Annotated in this window: 12 protein-coding genes; 6 read left to right on the top strand and 6 right to left on the bottom strand. The window is 68.8% G+C overall.

Features of this window, described 5'->3' with window-relative positions:
- Nucleotides 1-10: 10 nt before the first annotated feature.
- From NR810_RS17585 to NR810_RS17570, 4 genes are read right to left on the bottom strand one after another with little or no spacing between them, the layout of a single operon-like run.
- On the bottom strand, nucleotides 11-1,084 hold the full coding sequence (locus NR810_RS17585; RefSeq protein ID WP_257453802.1) for a proton-conducting transporter transmembrane domain-containing protein: 1,074 nt from the start codon (nucleotides 1,082-1,084) through the stop codon (nucleotides 11-13).
- A complete protein-coding gene (locus tag NR810_RS17580) occupies nucleotides 1,084-2,385 on the bottom strand; it encodes a proton-conducting transporter transmembrane domain-containing protein (RefSeq protein ID WP_257453800.1) in 1,302 nt (433 codons plus the stop codon). The genes NR810_RS17585 and NR810_RS17580 overlap by 1 nt, the downstream gene beginning before the upstream one ends.
- A complete protein-coding gene (locus NR810_RS17575) occupies nucleotides 2,382-4,916 on the bottom strand; it encodes a DUF2309 domain-containing protein (RefSeq protein ID WP_257453798.1) in 2,535 nt (844 codons plus the stop codon). Before NR810_RS17575 ends, NR810_RS17580 begins: the two co-directional genes overlap by 4 nt.
- A gap of 25 nt (nucleotides 4,917-4,941) precedes the next feature.
- Nucleotides 4,942-6,423 carry a SulP family inorganic anion transporter gene (locus NR810_RS17570; RefSeq protein WP_257453796.1) on the bottom strand — a complete coding sequence of 494 codons (1,482 nt, stop codon included), beginning with the start codon at nucleotides 6,421-6,423 and terminating at the stop codon, nucleotides 4,942-4,944.
- A 320-nt stretch (nucleotides 6,424-6,743) separates the two neighbouring features.
- Here NR810_RS17570 and NR810_RS17565 point away from each other — a divergent pair, with 320 nt between their 5' ends.
- Both NR810_RS17565 and NR810_RS17560 read left to right on the top strand, forming a co-directional pair.
- Nucleotides 6,744-7,535 carry a lipoate--protein ligase family protein gene (locus tag NR810_RS17565; RefSeq protein WP_257453795.1) on the top strand — a complete coding sequence of 264 codons (792 nt, stop codon included), beginning with the start codon at nucleotides 6,744-6,746 and terminating at the stop codon, nucleotides 7,533-7,535.
- 180 nt (nucleotides 7,536-7,715) lie between these two features.
- Nucleotides 7,716-9,359 carry a catalase gene (locus NR810_RS17560; protein ID WP_257454131.1) on the top strand — a complete coding sequence of 548 codons (1,644 nt, stop codon included), beginning with the start codon at nucleotides 7,716-7,718 and terminating at the stop codon, nucleotides 9,357-9,359.
- 17 nt (nucleotides 9,360-9,376) lie between these two features.
- On the opposite strand, the gene NR810_RS17555 is transcribed toward NR810_RS17560, so the two are convergent.
- Nucleotides 9,377-10,570 carry a lactonase family protein gene (locus NR810_RS17555; RefSeq protein ID WP_257453793.1) on the bottom strand — a complete coding sequence of 398 codons (1,194 nt, stop codon included), beginning with the start codon at nucleotides 10,568-10,570 and terminating at the stop codon, nucleotides 9,377-9,379.
- A 131-nt stretch (nucleotides 10,571-10,701) separates the two neighbouring features.
- Between NR810_RS17555 and NR810_RS17550 the strand changes: the two genes are divergently transcribed.
- Complete coding sequence (locus NR810_RS17550; RefSeq protein ID WP_257453791.1) at nucleotides 10,702-12,447, top strand: DUF3616 domain-containing protein; 1,746 nt, start codon at nucleotides 10,702-10,704, stop codon at nucleotides 12,445-12,447.
- A gap of 34 nt (nucleotides 12,448-12,481) precedes the next feature.
- On the opposite strand, the gene NR810_RS17545 is transcribed toward NR810_RS17550, so the two are convergent.
- Nucleotides 12,482-13,786, bottom strand: a complete 1,305-nt coding sequence (locus NR810_RS17545; RefSeq protein ID WP_257453789.1) for a sensor histidine kinase — start codon at nucleotides 13,784-13,786, stop codon at nucleotides 12,482-12,484.
- Between the two features lie 97 nt (nucleotides 13,787-13,883).
- On the opposite strand from NR810_RS17545, the gene NR810_RS17540 reads away from it, so the two are divergent.
- The 3 genes from NR810_RS17540 (at nucleotide 13,884) to NR810_RS17530 (ending at nucleotide 18,017) form a co-directional block, all read left to right on the top strand.
- Nucleotides 13,884-14,888, top strand: a complete 1,005-nt coding sequence (locus NR810_RS17540; protein ID WP_257453788.1) for a hypothetical protein — start codon at nucleotides 13,884-13,886, stop codon at nucleotides 14,886-14,888.
- 94 nt (nucleotides 14,889-14,982) lie between these two features.
- Nucleotides 14,983-16,080, top strand: coding sequence for an isopenicillin N synthase family dioxygenase (locus NR810_RS17535; RefSeq protein ID WP_257453786.1), 1,098 nt, complete (start codon nucleotides 14,983-14,985; stop codon nucleotides 16,078-16,080).
- Nucleotides 16,081-16,190: 110 nt separating this feature from the next.
- Nucleotides 16,191-18,017 carry a tryptophan dimethylallyltransferase family protein gene (locus NR810_RS17530; protein ID WP_257453784.1) on the top strand — a complete coding sequence of 609 codons (1,827 nt, stop codon included), beginning with the start codon at nucleotides 16,191-16,193 and terminating at the stop codon, nucleotides 18,015-18,017.
- Nucleotides 18,018-18,055 lie beyond the last annotated feature (38 nt).

The following is an 18,055-nucleotide window of genomic DNA, read 5'->3' as shown; positions in this document are numbered from 1 at the left end:
CGCGGCGGCGCTACACGAAGAGCGCTGGCGCGAGGCCACCGAGGAGGACCAGCGCCGTCACCACCGTCAGCAGCACCACGCGCCGGCGGCGTGAGGCCGTACGCGGCGGAAGCGCCTCCCGGAGCTCCAGCCGCGTGTTGCCACAGAAGAGGCCCAGGTACACCCGGTAGAACACGATCGCGTTCAACCCCGATGCGAGCAGGAACCCGAGCGTCGCCGCCGTGGAGCGCTCCAGGAGCGCGTGGAAGAGCAGATCCTCGGCGAAGAAGGCCAAGCCTCCGGGGAGCCCGACGAAGAGCCAGCCCATGGCGAGGAACAGCCGGTGGAGGTCCGACGCCACGTCCGCGAGCCCGTTGTCCGGGGCGAGCCGCTCGATGCCATACGTGTCCCGCAGCATGCCGATGACGGACAGGAGCACGAGGGTGCCGGCCACGGTCGCGACGAGGAGCGTCCGGGCCGCCTGCCAGCCCACGTGTCCGGAGAAGGCCCCCGCCATCAGCAGGCACGACTGCGACAGGGTGATGGCGGTGATCGCCCGCGCCGGCTCGCGCCTCACCAGGCCCAGACCGGACTGCAGCAGCGCGCTCACCACGAAGAGCACGAGCAGCACGTTCCCCAGCCCACCGTGCAACACCGTGGGGTTGCCCTCCACGAAGCGGTGCAGCCACACCACGCCCGGCTGGCACAGCAGGAGCAGCAGGAACTCCTGGTACCCGAGCCGCCGGCGCAGGCTCTCGAGCCACAGGTGGAACGGCATGACGCCACCCGCGACGGCGGCCCCGAGCGCGGCGAGCGGCTGCGAGGGAGTGCCCCAGAGGGCGAGCCCCGTCGTCAGCAGACCCGCCAGCAGCGGCAGGACGGGGAGCCGCGTGGCCCTCTCCCGCCCACCCATGCCGGCCCGCACGCACGCCCACGCGAACAGCAGGACCCACGAGGCGACGAAGAGCGGGCGCGTCGGCGACACCCAGACGCCCACGGTGGCGATGAGCCCCACCGACAGGGACCACCAGTTGGGAGTGCGTATCGGCACGGCCACGGGCAGCCCGGCCCCATGGCCCTGGAGATTCAGGTAGGTGTCGACCATCAGTTGCTCCGCTGCTCGCTCGGGGAGCCCCCGAGCAGACGGTCCTCCATCGCGGCGAGCCACGAGAAGAGACCCAGGAAGGGCCGCGCGACGAAGCTCCACTGGATGCTGTCCAGCCAGAAGAGCCTCGAAGCGGCCAGGTAGAGCCGGCCGCGCAGAGAGGCCGGGAGCAGGCGCTCCAGGTTCGACTGCCGCTGCAGCCGCACGTCCGTGCCCACGATGGGGTTGTCCTGGAAGTCCTGGATGAGCGACGAGGAGCGCAGGAACTGCCACGTCCTCAGCCCCGCGTTCGCGCACAGGTGGACGAGCGCGAGCGTGTGCAGCCCGGCGGCGATCTCCACGTACATGATGCCGAGTTGCGCCATCGTCGCGTACGCGAGCGAGGTCTTCGCATCGGGCCGCGTGCGTCCCACGAACGCCGCGAAGAGGGCCGTCAGCAGCCCGATACAGGCCATGACGATCCGGACCGAGGGGTGCGGCATCCACAGCGCGCTGGTGCGCAGCAGCAGCAGCGGCCCCAGGTGGACGGAGAGCGCGCCGTAGAAGATGGCGCTCGAGGCCGCGGGGCCCTCCATGGCGCGGTGCAGCCAGGGCGACATGGGGAGCTGGGCGGACTTCGCCAGCGTGCCGAACAGCAACGCGAACGCCACCCCCAGGGCAGAGGGCACCATCGCGTCCTCCGCGAAGTGTGAGAACTCCGAGCTGGGGAAGGCGTGGTGGATCCACATCGCCGCGCCGAGCACCCCCAGGTCACACAAGCGGTAGTAGATGAGCGCGCGCAGGCTGTTCTGGGCGCTGCGCAGGTTGCGCCAGAAGAACGAGATGAGCATCACCGACGACACGCCCACCAGCTCCCAGCCCAGGTAGAGCACGTCGACGTTGCCCGCCAGCGACACCACCGCGAGCGCGAACGCCAGCAGCGTCACCAGGAACCAGTAGCGCTGGGAACCCTCCTCCCGATGGAAGAACGGCCGGGAGAAGTGCACGATGACGGGGTAGATGAGGGCGACGAGCGCCAGGTACGTGACGGAGAGCCGGTCGATGAGCAGCACCGCCCTCCACTCGTAGCCGTGCGTGACGAGCAGCGGCGGCGTCGACACCTCCACCATCGACGAGGGGCCCGCGACGAACACGACACAGAGCGCGAAGGTGGCGAAGAGCACCCCCGTGGCATGCGCCACGGCGAGCCCCTGCACCAGCCGCTCGGGCAACCGGAGCCCCGTGAGCTGGGCCGCCCCGAGCAGCAGCGGAATCGACGCGGCCCAGGCGAGGATGAACAGGGTGAGGAGCTGGGGAGTCATGCGTACACCTCGACCGGACGGTCTCGCCGGGGATCCAGCACCGCCGGCAGCGCGGCGGCATCACCCGCCGCCGTGAGGAACTCGGGCCACAGCTCGCGCCAGGACGTGAAGCCGTTCCCATTCCAGAGTTCGATGGCCCGGGACGACGGGTCGACCCGCCCCAGCCGCATCCACCCGCCCCACACCATGCGGCGCATGCGAGGGTGCGTCTCGACCAGCTCGAGCAGGTCCTTCGTCTCCGCCTCGATGAGCACGAGGATGCGCATGGGCTCGTGCAGCTCGACCATCTGCCGGGCCATGCCGATGCGCAGGTCGCTCTTGGAGCCGGTGACGACTCCCAGCAGGGACACGACGTTCAGCGGGAGCTTGGACCCCGCGCCGAACCCCTCGCTGTCCACGCGCGAGAAGTAGTAGTCCATGGCGATGTTCACCGCGACGGGCACCGAGCCGAGCACGGCCGAGCGCAGCAGCGTGCCCCCCGTGTCCTGCCGCGGGTCGTAGGACACGAGGAAGGCCCGGCGGTCGAGCGACGTGCGCTCCGTCAGGCTCCGCCGCCCGACGATGCAGGCCGCCACGCGGTTGTGGCCGTATTCGGGCCGCGGCTGCGCGAGGTCATGACCGCGGTCGAGCACGTGCTGGGCCGCCGCCACCTCGCTCCCACGCGGCGCCTGGCCGAAGCGCTGGCACCGCTCCACCGCGTTCATCCGGGCGGCGCGCCCCAGCCGCGCCATCAGCTCCCGCACCTCCTCCAGGCGCTCCGCCGGGAGCAGGTCCCGATCGAGCAGCTCGACGAGGTCGGTGGTGGTGTCGTGGTAGCAGGGAACGAAGAGCGTGGTGGCCGGCACCTCGAGCCCACGCGCCACGAGCCGCTCACGTACCTCGGCACGGTTGGCCATCTGCGCGAAGGAGCGCGAGTTGGGCGCGCCCGGATTGCCCGAGCACGCGCCACAGCCGTACGCCTGCCGGAAGGGGTTGTTCGTGTTCGTCGAGCCGTGGGCGATCATCGCCACCAGGGGAGCGAACTTCCGCGTGAGGCCCGCCGTCCGGAGCACGCCCTCGACGATGTTGGCCTGCTCGTCCAGCGAGTATCCACCCGTCACATCCAGCGCGATGCGCGTCTTCGGGTGGGGGAAGGCTCGCTTCTGGATGGCGCGGCGCAGCCGGGTCATCCGGCTCGGGAGCAGCACCTTCATCACGAGCGGGAGGAAGCTCAGCAACCCGAGCGCGAGCGAGATGAAGAAGCCGCGGATCAGCGTGCGCGAGTGATAGAAACCGGAGAGCAGCGCCCTGCCCTCGGCGCGGCCCGCGCGGCGTGCCCGATCCAACCGCTGGGCCTCACCGTCGACCGGCACCTCCGAGATGGTCCGCGACGGCTCGATGACGGGGGGGCACTGACGCGTCGGCCGGGCCGCGCCCACCGCCTCGAAGCGCATGTCGACGCTGAAGAAGCCCAGGCCTCCCCAGGTCTCCACCCCGCACGCCTCGGACTCGAGCGCCCGCCGGAAGGACTCCTCCCGGTCGTCCATGCACACCAGCGCCTGGAAACGCGGCGCACCGCGCTGGGGCTCTCGCGACTCGGGGCGGAGCCCGCTCTCGACGTGCGCGAGGAAGTCACCGGCGAAGGAACGCTCATAGGCCTCCTGCCACAGGTGCAGGCGCCCCAGGTTGGCCGTCTCGGGCGCGAGGAACGGACGCGCGCGCAGCTCCTCCCGGGTACGGCCATGCCGCTCCAGGAGCCACGCATCGAGCGCGTGCGTGGTGACGAGCATCACCGCCAGCCAGTCCTTCAGGGACGCGGGCGGCGCCTCCACGGGAGCGATCGCCGGATCGGCCTCGAGCCGCAGGATCATCCCCGACCAGCCCTTCAGCGCGAAGAGCGTCTCCAGGCAGTACGCGGCCCCGCGCCCCACCGGGGCGGCCTCGTGCACCTCGGCCTCGATGATGGCCTCCACCGACCGGCCGGCCCGCTCATGCGCCTCCAGCCGCGCCTTCAGCGTGCCCGCCCAGTCGAAACCCCACCCCGGCGTGGCGTGCACGCTCGCCAGGAAGAAGCCCCAGAGCGCGCCTGTCCGGTAGGGATTGGTCCAGTGCGCCATGCCCTGATCCAGGAACGAGGCGACGAGCGGCACGAGGAAGTCCTGCAACTGCCGATCGTAGGACGCGTGGTACTCGGCATCCAGGCGTGGGGCAATCCGCAGCAGGGAGGCTGGAGGCACGTCGTTGCCGACGGACGCATCCGACAGGAAGCGCTCCACCCGGCCCTTCCCACTCCCCGGAAGGGCCGACGCGAGCACCGCGTCCAGACAGTCGCGCCGGATCCGGCCGCGCTCCAGCTCCGCGCGGTAGAAGGACTCGGTCTCATACGGCCGCGCCCGGTACAGCGCGGCCGCCTCTCGCACCGCCTCATGGAACGGACGGTCCTCGAGGTTGATCAGGATGTTGTTGTGGATGTAGGCCCAGAGAGGATTCTGGATGGGCAACTTCGGGCGGCACTCGTCGAGCCACCCGTCCACGAGGGCGGTGGTATCCATGTGGCGTCGTTTCCTTTCGTCCGCTTCAGGCCGCGGCGGAGGGAGCGGAGGAACCCGCTGGCGACCGGAGCTCGCGCCAGAGCACGTCCAGTGGCTCCTTCACCACCCTGCCACCCGCGTTCTGGTAGCCCACCCGCCAGCCACGAATGGCCTCGATGGCGGCATGGTCGATCTGATCGACATCGAGCCGCAGGTGAACGGTCCGGCCCTCGGGCAGGGCACGCAGCTTCGCCACGACGGCGGGGACCGCGAGGAAGCTCAGGGTGCCGCTCAGCCGGACGTGGAGCTCCTCGCCCCGGGCATCCACCTGGAACCCGATCGCCGCCGTGCGGCGCAGCAGCAGCACGAGCGCCAGACCGAAGCCGATGCCGATGCCCCACAGCAGGTTGATGAAGACGACGCCGGCCAGGGTGACACCGTAGACGATCGCCTCGTTGAACTCGGCGATCTTCCGGAGCTCCTTGAGCTTCACCAGGTTCACGCCGACGTGCACGAGCAGCGCGGCGAGCGCCGCCATGGGCACGCGCGCCAGCAGGCCCGAGGCGAGCATGACGAACAGGAGCATCCACACGCCGTGGAGGATGGCGGACACGCGGCTACGCGCACCGGCGGCGATGTTCGCGGAGCTGCGCACGATGACGCCCGTGATGGGCAGGCCACCGGCGAGCCCGGAGAGCACGTTGCCAAGCCCCTGGGCGAACAGCTCGCGGTTCAGGTTCGCCCGGGCCCCCGGGTGGAGCTGGTCCGTGGCCACCGCGCACAGCAGGGACTCCGCGCTCGCGACGACGAAGAGCGCCAGCGCCGCCAGCACCATATCCTCGAGATGCGCGCCTCCCAGGGACGGGGCGTGCAGATTGCTGAAGATGCCGGAGCCGATGGCCACGTGGGGAATCTCACCGGGAACGAAGAACGACACGGCCGTGCCCAGCGCGATGGCGACGAGCGAGCCGGGGAGGAACGGCACCTTCCTGGCGAGGAAACGGTTCCACGCGATGAGCACGAACAGCGTCGTCCCGCTCACCAGGAGCGCGCTGGTGTTCACATGGGAGATGGAGTCGACGAGCCCGGTGATGTTGTTGATGGCCGAGCCCTTGGGCGCGTAGCCGAGCATGACGTGCATCTGGCCGAGCGCGATGAGGATGCCGATACCCGCGAGCATCGCGTGCAGCACCGCCGGCGAGATGGCGAGCGCCGCCTGGGCGATCCCCGCCGAACCCGCGGCGATCTGCAGGAGCCCCGCCATCGCGGCGACCACGCACGTCGTCTCGAAACCGAACTTCTGCACGTACCCGTAGACCATGACCGACAGACCCGCCGCCGGTCCGCTCACCTGAAGAGGGGCACCTCCGGCGATGCCGACGACGATGCCGCCCACGATGGCGGCGATGAGGCCCGCCTGCACCGGTGCACCCGATGCCACGGCGATACCGAGCGACAGCGGCAACGCCACGAGAAACACAACCAACGAGGCGGGCACGTCCTTCGATAGCGACGACTTCAGGTCCATGAATTCTTCCTTTTTGACAAAGGATGGAGGGCTGCTCTCCCTGCGGGGGGACAAGAGAGAGCTTCATCGGCGCCAGTGAGAGTGATTGGCCTATCAGTGCCGAGGGTGAGAAGCAGGTGATTCGTTCGCGTATTCCCTTGAGCAACGCGTGTGCCAGGATTCGTGAAGACACCCGTCAAAGGGAAACGAGGCGGCGCAACGGGACTCCTGTTCGAAACCCATGGGGCATGACGCCCCGCGTCGCGGGGCATGGGGCATTCCGCCCCGTCCGCTCGACAGAGAGCCATTGCGTTCCGAGAAGAGAAGAAGAGGATGGCCCCATGTGGAAGCTCATCGACCCCTTGGAGGAAGCGCCCGGAGTCTGGCAGATGGCACTCGACGAGGCGCTGCTCGATGAAGCGAGCGCGCGGGAGGACTTCGTTCCCACCCTGAGGCTCTACGTCTTCCGTCCGGGCTGCCTCAGCCTCGGCCGCACGCAGGCCTACGGCAGCGTCGATGCGGACGCGGCACGCGCCGAGGGTCTCGACATGGTCCGCCGGGTGACCGGAGGCTCCGGAGTGCTGCATCACGGAGAGCTCACGTACAGCTTCGTGGCCCGCGTCGCGTCACCGTTCACCGACAACATCGAGCAGAACTACACGCTGCTATCAGAGGCCATCGCCGCGGGGCTGGCGCGGCGATTCGGCGTGCGGGCCGAGCTGGAGCCCTCGCGGCCCGAGCGCAACCCGGCGAGCGGCGCGTGCTTCCTCACGCCCGCCCTCAAGGAGCTGAAGGTGGAAGGGCGCAAGCTCGTGGGCAGCGCGCAGCGGCGGCAGAAGGGCGCCTTCCTGCAACACGGCGCGCTGCCGCTCACGACGGACTACGCCCTGCACGCACGGCTGTTCGGCCTGACGCCGGAGCGGCTGCGCGGGGCGATGGTGGACCTGACGGAAGCGGCGGGCCGCGAGGTGAGCCACACCGAGGCGGCGGAGGCCCTCGAGCAGGGCTTCATCGAGCGGCTCGGCGTGACGTGGGCCAGGTCTCCGCTCGCCCCGCACGTGCGCGCGCGGGCCGAGGCGCTCGTCGCGCAGCGCTATGGCCGCGACGACTGGACGCGCGACGCGGTCTGCTGAGCGGCTCCTGCCGTTGACGGGTGGTGGACGCTCTCGTGGTACCCGTGTCCGGTTCCGGCTCGATGTACCTCCGGCCCATGGCGTCCCGCCACCTGGCCATGAAGGGTGTGGGCGCAACGAAAGCCAGGGGGCCACCTGATGAGCAGGAAGACGGACGCGGCATTGCTGAAGCAGCTCGCGATGGGGACGGGGCACGGCACGGTCAACGACCGGGCGAAGGACGCGACAGAGAACCAGCTGACCACCCGGCAGGGCCACCCCGTCTCCAACAACCAGAGCGTGCGCACGGTGGGGGCACGCGGCCCGACCACGTTGGAGAACTACCACTTCCTCGAGAAGATCACCCACTTCGACCGGGAGCGCATCCCCGAGCGTGTGGTGCATGCCCGGGGCGCCGGGGCGTATGGATATTTCGAGGCCTACGGCGCTGTCGGCGACGAGCCCATCTCGAAGTACACGCGGGCGAAGCTGTTCCAGCAGAAGGGCAAGCGCACCCCGGTCTTCGTGCGCTTCTCCACCGTCATCCATGGCGGCCACTCCCCCGAGACGCTGCGCGACCCGCGTGGCTTCGCCGTCAAGTTCTACACGGAGGACGGGAACTGGGATCTGGTGGGCAACAACCTCAAGATCTTCTTCATCCGCGACGCGATGAAGTTCCCGGACCTGGTCCATGCCTTCAAACCGGACCCCGTCACCCAACGGCAGGATGCCCGGCGCATCTTCGACTTCATCAGCCTCTCACCCGAGGCGATGCACATGATCACCTTCCTCTTCAGCCCCTGGGGCCTGCCGGCCAGCTACCGCTTCATGGAGGGCTCGGGCGTCAACACCTACAAGTGGGTCAATTCAAGGGGCGAGGCGGTCCTGGTGAAGTATCACTGGGTGCCCAGGCAGGGCGTGAAGAACCTCCTCCAGAGCGAGGCCGAACAGATCCAGGCGAAGAACTTCAACCACGCCACGCAGGACCTGTACGAAGCCATCGCGCGGGGCGAGCCACCGGAGTGGGAGCTCTGCGTGCAGTACATGAGTGATGGGGAGCACCCGGAGCTCGACTTCGATCCGCTGGACGCGACCAAGCTCTGGCCCGAGGACAGCTTCCCGCTGCGGCCCGTGGGGCGGATGGTGCTGGACCGCAACCCGGTGGAGTACTTCGCGGAAGTGGAGCAGGCCGCCTTCGGCACGGGCGTGCTGGTGGACGGCCTGGACTTCTCGGACGACAAGCTCCTGCAGGGCCGGACGTTCTCGTACTCGGACACCCAGCGCTACCGGGTGGGGGTCAACTACCTGCAACTGCCCATCAACGCGCCGAAGCGGCCGGTGGCCAGCCACCAGCAGGCGGGACAGATGGCCTACACGGAGGAGAACGAGCTCACCCGCAACCCGCACGTCAACTACGAGCCCTCGGGCCTGGGCGGGCTGCGCGAAGCCCCTCCGGACGGCCCGGACCACACCCCCTACATCGCGGGCAAGGTGGTACGGCAGCGAATCGACCGGCAGAACAACTACCGCCAGGCCGGTGAGCGCTTCCGCAAGTTCGAGGACTGGGAGCGCGACGAGCTCATCGGCAACCTCGTCGGCGCGCTGAAGGGCTGCACGCGGGAGATCCAGGAGCGCATGCTCTGGCACTTCAGCCAGTGCGATCCGGAATACGGCCGGCGGGTGTCCGCGGGATTGGGGCTCGCCATTCCCAGCACCCTGCCCGCCTCTCTGAAGGAGCGCCTCCCGCCAGAGGCACTCCAATCCTCCACGGGCGGCCCCGACCCGAAGGGCGACTCCCTCACCTCTCCCCGGGCCTCGGGCGAGGGGTCCTCCGGAAAGTCCTGACAGGCTCGGCCCGCCCGTCAGACCGTGGGAGGAACCACCAGCAGACACACGGGAGAGGGGATCTCCACCGCCTCACCGGCAGGCGTCAGCCTTCCGGTCTGGCGGTCTCTTTCGAAGCAGAAGATGTCGTTGGTGTGCTGATTGGCCACGAGCAGGTACCTGCCGGTGGGTTCGATGGCGAAGTTGCGCGGCCACCGTCCTCGCGTGAGCACGTGCTCCACGTAGGTCAGCCGGCCCGAGGAATCAATGGCATGCACGACGATGCTGTCGTGACCGCGGATGGAGCCATAGAGGAAGAGGCCATCGGGGCTGACGTGGATGTCCGCGCCGTAGCTCGTCCCGGTGAAGCCGGGTGGCAGGGCCGGGACGGTCTGTAGCTCCTTCAGGACGCCGGACTTCTCGTCGTAGGCGTAAGCGGTGATCGTCGGGCTCATCTCGTGGATGCCGAAGGCGAACCGTCCATTGGGATGGAAGGTGAGATGACGCGGTCCCGCCCCGGGTTGGGTGGACACCCAGCCCGGCTCTCCAGGGGTCAATCGTCCCTGTTCGCTGTCGAAGCGGTAGACCATGATCTTGTCCAGCCCCAGGTCCGGCACGAAAGCGTGGCGATCGGCGGCATCCAACACGACCTGATGGGCGTGCGGGCCTGACTGACGCTTGGGATTGGCTCCCGAGCCCTCGTGCTGTTTCACGTCGATGGCGGCGTCCAGTCCACCCTCCGGCCGGACCGGAAGGACGGAGACGTTTCCACCGACGTAATTGGCGACCAGCACGAACCTGCCATTGGCGGAGACCGCCAGGTGGCAGGGCGCGCCTCCCTGGGTGGGTTGCTGATTGATGAAGGTCAGCTCCCGTGTCTGGGGATGGATGCGGAAGGCACTCACTGCGCCACCGGGCTTGCCATCGAGCTCCGTCAGCTCATTGACGGCATAGAGGTAGCGTCCCTCCCGGTCCATGGCCAGGAAGGACGGCTCGGCCACGCCCCGGGTGACACCCACCCGATGGAGGGTCCCCGTCGCCAGGTCCAGCCGGCAGAGATAGATCCCCTCGCCCTTCCCACCAGAGGTGTACGTGCCAACGTAGACCCAGAGTTCCTTGGGGGGCTGGGGAACCCCGGTCCATGTGCTCCTGGTGCATGCCAGACTCATTGCCACCGAGCCCAGCCCCGTGAGCCGCATGAACTCGCGGCGTGTCCAGTTCCTCTCTCGCATGGGCGGATTGAACACAGAAAAGCGGGAAGCGCCAAACAGACGCCACGAAATCTCGACCCAATCGTGACGATGCGCCTGAACCTGGATCGGTGACGGTCCGCCCCCGCGTCCGCTGGCGCGAGGGAGAAGACATGCGTGGATTGAAGGCTCCAGTCCTCGGAGCAATGGCGGTGGGCTTCCTGCTCGCCGCGGGGTGTGAACCGCGGGAATCCGACGAGAGCGGCGAGGAGTCCGGGTTCTCTACCGACACCCAGGCGCTGCTGGGCACGCAGAGCACGTCGTTCCAGGACGGGGTGTCTCCGTCCTCGAGCTACGCCGGTACCCGTGACTCGATGATCGAGGAGCAGAACCCCGACACCAACAACGGCGGCGACACCAGCATCTCGGCGAGCGGCGACACGCCCTCCGGGAGCGGCAACGAGAACTACATCCTGCTGAAGTGGGACGTGTCGAGCATCCCTGCGAACGCGCTCGTCCGCGCGGCCTCGATCACCGTCACGGTGTCCGACAAGGCGGATCAGACCTACGACTTCTACGAGCTGACGCGCGCATGGACCGAGGGCCAGGTCACGTGGAAGCAGGCGGATGACAGCAACGACTGGGCCTCGAATGGCGCGGACGGCGCGGGCGACCGGAACACGGCCTCGCTGGGCTCCATCCGGGCCACCGCGACGGGGACGTACACCGTCACGCTGAATGCGAACGGGCTCGAGGTGGTGCGGAGGTGGCTGACCACGCCCTCCAGCAACCACGGTGTCATCATCGCCAACAAGGACAATGACAACCGGCTGGAGATCCGCTCCAGCGAGTACTCGACCCGGCCCTCCCGCCCGAAGCTGACGGTGACCTGGGAGCTGCCCGGCACGGACGCGGGTACGGGCGGCGGGGATGGTGGCACCGACGCGGGCACGGACGGTGGAGCACAGCTCGCGGGGACGTACCGGGGCATCTGCGATGGCTCGGGCGGAGTGAGGCTCGACGACGCCCACTTCCTGAACTTCAACGATGAGTCCCAGACCGCGCGCATCTACGCCCAGGGCAGGAGCGCCTCCCCGGTCCAGAGCAAGGATCTGAGCGGCGCGATTGGCCTCTCCTCCTCGGACGAGGCGGACTTCGAGGACGCCGCGCGCGTGGGGAACCGCATCTACGTGACCACCTCGCATGCCCGGAACAAGGACGGGGAACTCGAGACCTCCCGCTACAAGTTCTTCGCCCTGGACCTCTCGGGCTCGGCACCCAATGTCTCACTTCAGGTCGCGGGGACCTCCTCGAACCTGCTGAAGGACATGTTGGATGCGTCCAACTGGGCCAACCCGGATACCTCCATCATCTCGCTGCTGAACGAGCGCTCGCGGCTGACGGTGGCCACGGTCGCGGACCTGGCCCCGAAGGTGAATGGAACCAACATCGAGGGGCTGGCGGCGCTGCCCACGGGTGGGCTCGTGCTCGGCTTCCGCAACCCGAAATCCGGTTCGAGTGCCCTGATGGTCACGCTGACCAATCCGGACGAGGTGGTCGGAGGAGCCAGGGCGAAGTTCGGCCAGGCCCTCCTGGTGAACCTGGGTGGGTATGGCATCCGGGGCATGGCTTGGTCGGGGTCCCACCAGGCGGTGCTGATCCTCAGCGGGCCCCATGACGACAGCAACGGGCCGTTCGCGCTCTGGAAGTGGAGCGGCGACGCGAGCAGCGCGCCGGTGAAGGTGCTGGACCTGACCGCGCCATCGAGCTCCTCTCCAGAGGGGGTGATCCCCTATCCCGGCACGAAGGACGTGCGGCTCCTGCTCGACATGGGCTCACATCAGATCAACGGAACGGACTGCAAGGACGCGTCCTCCTCCAGCCAGTACTTCACCGACGTGATCGTCCACGTGGACTGAGCGACGGGCCGAGCCAGGCCGTTGGTCCTGGCCCTCAGCCTGCTGGTGGAGCGTAGATGGGCAGCTCGATGCGCAGGCGAGCGCCCCCCTCCTGGCGGTTCTCCGCGACGAGGCTTCCGCCGAAGCGCTCCACCAGCTCGCGGGAGATGGACAGCCCCAGGCCCGTGCCCTTCTCCGGGCCCTTCGTGGTGAAGAAGGCCTCGAAGAGGCGTGGCAGCACCTCCGGCGGGAAGCCCGGGCCGTTGTCCTCCACCACCAGCACCACGCGCTGCCCCCGCACCTCGCCGTGCACGCGGATCTCCCCCCGGGGTACCCTCGCATCCTCCAGCGAGTCACCGGCATTGACGAGCAGGTTGAGCAGCACCTGCGCCAGCCGCCGGGGCGTGATGAACACCTTGGGCAGCGCCGAGGGAACCTCCACCTTCAGCTCCCCTACGCTCTTGAGCCGGATCGACGCCAGCCGCGCCGCGTCCTCCACCACCTCCGCCAGCGAGCACTCGCGCGCCTCCTCGGCGTCCATGCTGTGGGAGAAGCCCTTCAGATCCAGGATGATCTGTTGGATGCGTTCCATGCCCGAGTGCGTCTCGGAGAACGCCTCCTCCAACTCCTGGCGGAGCCCGGGCGCCAGCGGCTGGGTGAACACCTCGCCCTGGATGAAGTGGAGGTTGGCGCGAACGAAGGCCAACGGGTTGTTGATCTCATGCATCACACTGGCGGCCAGCCGGCCCACGGTGGCCAGCCTCTCGGACTGGGCGCGCTGGAGCTCGGCCATGGCCAGCTTCTCCAGCGCCTCCCGGCGGGCCCGCTCCACGCGCACCTCGTTCAGCGCCGCCGCGGTCTTGCGGAACTGGCCCGAGCCGACCAATCCGAAGAACGTGGCCGTTCCCACCATGCCCGCCCACCCGGCGGCCTGCTCGACGGAGCCCTTGCCCATCCACATATACGCCACGATGGCCAGCGTGCATGCGACACCGCTGGCCACGGCGGAACCGGACTCCTCCGGGTAGACGAAGGCCGCCAGCAGCGGCAGGGTGGGCACGAGCAGGACATACGGGCTCGCGAGCTCTCCCGTGAAGTAGACGAGGGCCAGATAGAACAGGCTGCCGATCGCGCCATTGCACAACAGGAGCAGGCGCCGCTGCGTCTCGGAGCCCCGCTCGAAAAGCAGGGTGAAGACCACCAGCCCCAGGCCCCAGGCCACTCGCGTCAGGAACGCGCCCAGGCTCAAGGAGGGCAAGGCGAACACGTCCAGCAAGGTCAGCGGCGGAAGGACCGCGGCGAACAGCAGCGCCCTCCTGCCCGTGCTCGTTCTCACTCCGCTGAGGATGGATGACCTCACGTATCGTCTGCCTGGAGCATACCGGCGGGGCCCGCCCCTGCACATCGCGGATTCATCACTGTAGGGTAATGCTCAAATCCGATCCGCCCGAGTCTACATGTCGCCAGGATTCCCGCTGCTCGCCTCGCTCCTGCTCGTGCCCCTGACTCCGGCCCACGCCGAGGAAGGCCCCCCCTCCCGGACGGAACCGGCGGCCCCCGTCTTCCGCGCGACCGGGTCCACCGTCTCGTTGCTCGAACCCGCGGGTGAGGGCTGCGAGTGGGCCCGGTTCGACCCCGTCTCGGCCGCTCGCCAGGTCCTCGCGAAGCTCGCGGTGGACTGTCAGGGCGGAGCAACGGCGCTGAGCCGGGACGGCAAGCGAGGCGCGGCGCGGTTCTGGCGCGGCGGCGTCAGCGCGCCCGTGGTGGGCAGGCCCACGTTCCCCGAGAAGTTCCCCTCCCCCGCCTTCCGGGACCGCTTGTTCCTCGTGGAGCTCGCGACGGGCGCCGTCGAGGAGCTTCCCCTGCCCCCGCTGGGCGAGCTCATCGAGTTCGGGTTCGATGCCGGGGGCCGGCTGCTCGGGCTCTCCATGCAGAAGGTCACGGACGGCGCGGGCCCTCCACTGATGGCCCATGCCTTCGCCTTCCAGGACGGTGCGTGGACACGGCTCGACTCGAAGGCGACCGACGAGTCCTCCGGAACCGGCGTGCTGGCGCTCCGCAAGCAGCTTGGCGAGCGCTCGAACCGCGTGCTCGATCCGCGCTTCGCCCCCAAGGAGCTCGACGACGACGTGCTGCTCGACCAGCTGTACCAGCTCACCCCGGAGCAACCCGATGGCGAGTGGACCTCGCTCGAGCGCGGCGGCTACACGCTGGCGCTCTGGGGCACGCCCTTCGGTGACGAGCTGCTGGCGACCGGCCTGCTCCGGAGGGTGGAGAAGGGCAAGGCCGTCCCACTCCCCGGCCACACCTTCCGCGAGAACGACCTGGTCAGCCTCCAGGTCCAAGGGCCCTTCCTGCTCATATCGCTCGCCGACTCCGGTGGGCATCCACGCCTCTACCGGGGCAGGAAGCTCGTCTGGAGCTCGGAGGGCGCGCGAGCGGTGACGTTCTGGCCGAAGTGAGGGCCCGGGGCCGTCGCGGGGCCGCTCCACTGCGAGCATGTTCCTCCCGAGGGGGAAGGCGAGGTACACCAGCACCCCCATGGCAGAGACCCCGATGAACATCCCCACTGTCGACCTCGCCGACCTCTCGTCGGGCGACCCCACCCGCGTCGAGCGCGGCGCGGCGGCGCTCCGCGAGGCCTTCGGCGTCTTCGGCCTCGTGTACGTGAAGAACCACGGCATCGACCCCCAGGCGCTCGAGCGCCTCTATGACGCGTTCACCGCGTTCATCGCCCGCCCGGAGGCGGCCAAGAGGCCCTATGGCCGCGCGGACATCTGGTACCAGCGCGGCTGGACGCCTCCGAACACCGAGGTGGCCGTCGCCGGCAGTGGTCAGCCGGACTTCAAGGAGTGCTACTTCGTCGCGCCCTACCCGGCCGACGAGACCTCCGCGCTCGAGTTCCCCCAGCTCTACCCGGAGAACGTGTGGCCCCCCGACGCGCCTCCGTACTTCCAGGAAGGCTTCCTCACGCTCGGCCGCTCCCTACACGAGGCGGGCCTGAAGCTGCTGCGCGGCGCGGCGGTGGCGCTCGGGCTGCCGGAGCACACGCTCGCCGACCTGTGCCAACGCGCCCCGCACGTCACGCGCACGCTGCACTACCTGCCCCTCAATGCCTCCCAGGTGAACACAAACATCGTCTGGGGCGAGGAGCACACCGACTTCAACCTGCTCACACTCCTTCCCGGTGGGCGCTTCCTCGATCCGAGCGGGCGCCCCGCCCCGCGGCCCGATGACAAGAGCGGGCTCTACCTCCGCACGCGCGCGACGCCGGAGGACCCAAAGGGACACATGGTGCGCGGCACGGCTCCAGCCGGCTGCATCGTCGCGCAGGTGGGTCAACAGTTGGAAATCCTCACAGGCGGTACGTTTCTCGCGACACCGCACGTCATCACCGCCCCCGGTGTTCCAGGCTGGTCGCGTCAGTCCGCCGCCCACTTCATGCACGTGCACACCAGTCACATACTCTTCCCATTGGAAAAGTTCCGTACGCCTGCCGCAATCCGTGACTACGCACCGCCGGTGCTCACGGGCACCTACGACATCAAGACACTGGTGGACATTGGGCTGGCGCCCGAGAGCGCACTCTCCCAGCTGGGCTACCGGCACTACGATCGGCTCAACCGCATGCGCGCGGGGAGCTCGGAGACGTAGACCGGACGTGTGAGCACGAACCCACTCCCCGAAAACCATTTCTGATGTAAGGATACTCCGCGTCCGGTTGCGGGCCTTACCTCTCCGAAGTCGTTCGCCGGGAGTGACCCATGCAGGCGCGCGCGCGCATTGCGTCACAGACTTTCCATGCGTTTGGTTCGGCGAAGCTCACGGCGATGTGCCGCGCCGTTGGCTTCACGGAAGAGGACACGCGAACGGTCCTGAAGTTCTTCGAGCTGCTGACGAGCCCCTGGGGACAACGGCGCATCGGCACGGAGCCGGTCTGGGCTTCCGACATCACCGATGACCACTCGCCCTATGAGCTGTCGCTCGCGCTGGATGGACGTACCCCCGAGGTGCGCTTCCTGGTGGAGGCGCAGGGAGAGCCCACCACGCTTCAGTCGAGCTGGGTGGATGGGCTGGCGCTGTGCGAGCGATTGCGCCGCCACTCGGGCATCACCCTGGACCGGCTCGAGCGTGTGAGGGAGCTCTTCGAGCCGCGCAACCCCGGGGCGAGCTTCTCCCTGTGGCATGCGTTCGGCCTGAAGGCAGGCGGCAAACCGGATTTCAAGGTGTACCTGAATCCGCTGGCACGCGGGCCCGGGCAGGAGTCGGAGCTCACCCGGGAAGCACTGGACCGGCTCGGCTTCACGGGCTCCTGGCGGTTCATCTCCCAGGAGGTGATGCGCCGCGGCCCGAAGGACCGGCTCGTCTACTTCTCGCTGGACCTGTCGGCGGGCCCGGCGGCGCGCGTGAAGCTCTACGTGGCGCACCAGGACGCCACCGTGGAGGACCTCGAGGAGGTGCTGTCCCGGGGAGGAGAGTACATGCCGGGCGAGCCACGCTCGTTCTGCCGGGCACTGAGCGGGGGAGAGGGGCCCTTCACCGCCCGGCCGCCGCTGACCTGCTTCGCCTTCACCTCCGACAACGCCGCGCGCCCCTTCAGCTCCACCCTCCACTTCCCACTGCGCGCCTATGTGGTGGATGATCTGCACTCGGTACGAGCCATCCGCCAGATCCTCGAGCCAAGGGATCGGGGCCTCTTCGAACAGGTGCTGGCCGCCATCTCGGATCGCCCGCTCGAAGCGGGGCGGGGGCTCGTCCAGTGGGCCTCCCTGCGGCACCAGCGGAGACAGGCTCGCACCACCTTCTATCTGGCTCCAGAGGCATACGGAGCCACGACGACGAGGCCGCACATGAATCGGGTCCTGGAGTACATCGACACCAAGAAGCAGGAACTGGCCCGGTTGCCCCTGTTCGCCTTCGTCGAGGATCGCAGCATCGATCCCCGGCAGCGGCTCGGCTTCGCGCCCTGCCTGGCGCCCATGACCATGGGCTTCTCGGACCTCATGAGGTTCGGCCTGAGGGATCTCTCCTCGCGGGACGAGATTCAACGGATCCTCAACGCGCATACCACCGTGGACGAGCAGCACTGGGAGTACTTCATGCGGGACGTGGAGACCCTGGGGGTGAACGGTCGCGTGGACCTGGTGGACTCCCTGAGCCTGCTCTGGGGAGACCACTGCGCGAAGACGCGCCAGCTCATCAACAAGCTCATGAGCATGGTGCGCGAGGCCACCCCCATCCTGCGCCTGGTTATCCTGGAGGCCGTCGAGGCCGCCTCGGACGTGGGCTTCAGCCGGTTCCGGCAGGCGGGCCGGGAGTTCACGGCGCAGACGGGCAAGCCGCTCTACTACTTCGGCCAGCCCCACCAGGATCTGGAGGACGCGCACGAGAAGATGGGCGGGCAGGGAATCCGGGCGGTGATCTCCTCGCACACGTGGACGCCAGAGGAGGAGCAGCGAGCCTTGTCGCTCGTGGACGAGGTCAACACCCACTTCGCCGGCATGGGGGAGGATCTCCTGGCGTATGCCTTGAAGGCGCGGGAGGCCGGCCCGCTGTGGCCGCTCACGCTCGGCCTCAGGCTGGTGCGGTAGCTCGCGGGAGACGGCCGGCTCCGGAAGCGCGGTGCTAC

It is taken from the genome of Archangium lipolyticum (assembly GCF_024623785.1).
GTDB lineage: Bacteria > Myxococcota > Myxococcia > Myxococcales > Myxococcaceae > Archangium > Archangium lipolyticum.
The sequence above is the reverse complement of the archived record's forward strand: the minus strand, read 5'-3'. Positions and strand labels throughout refer to the sequence as shown.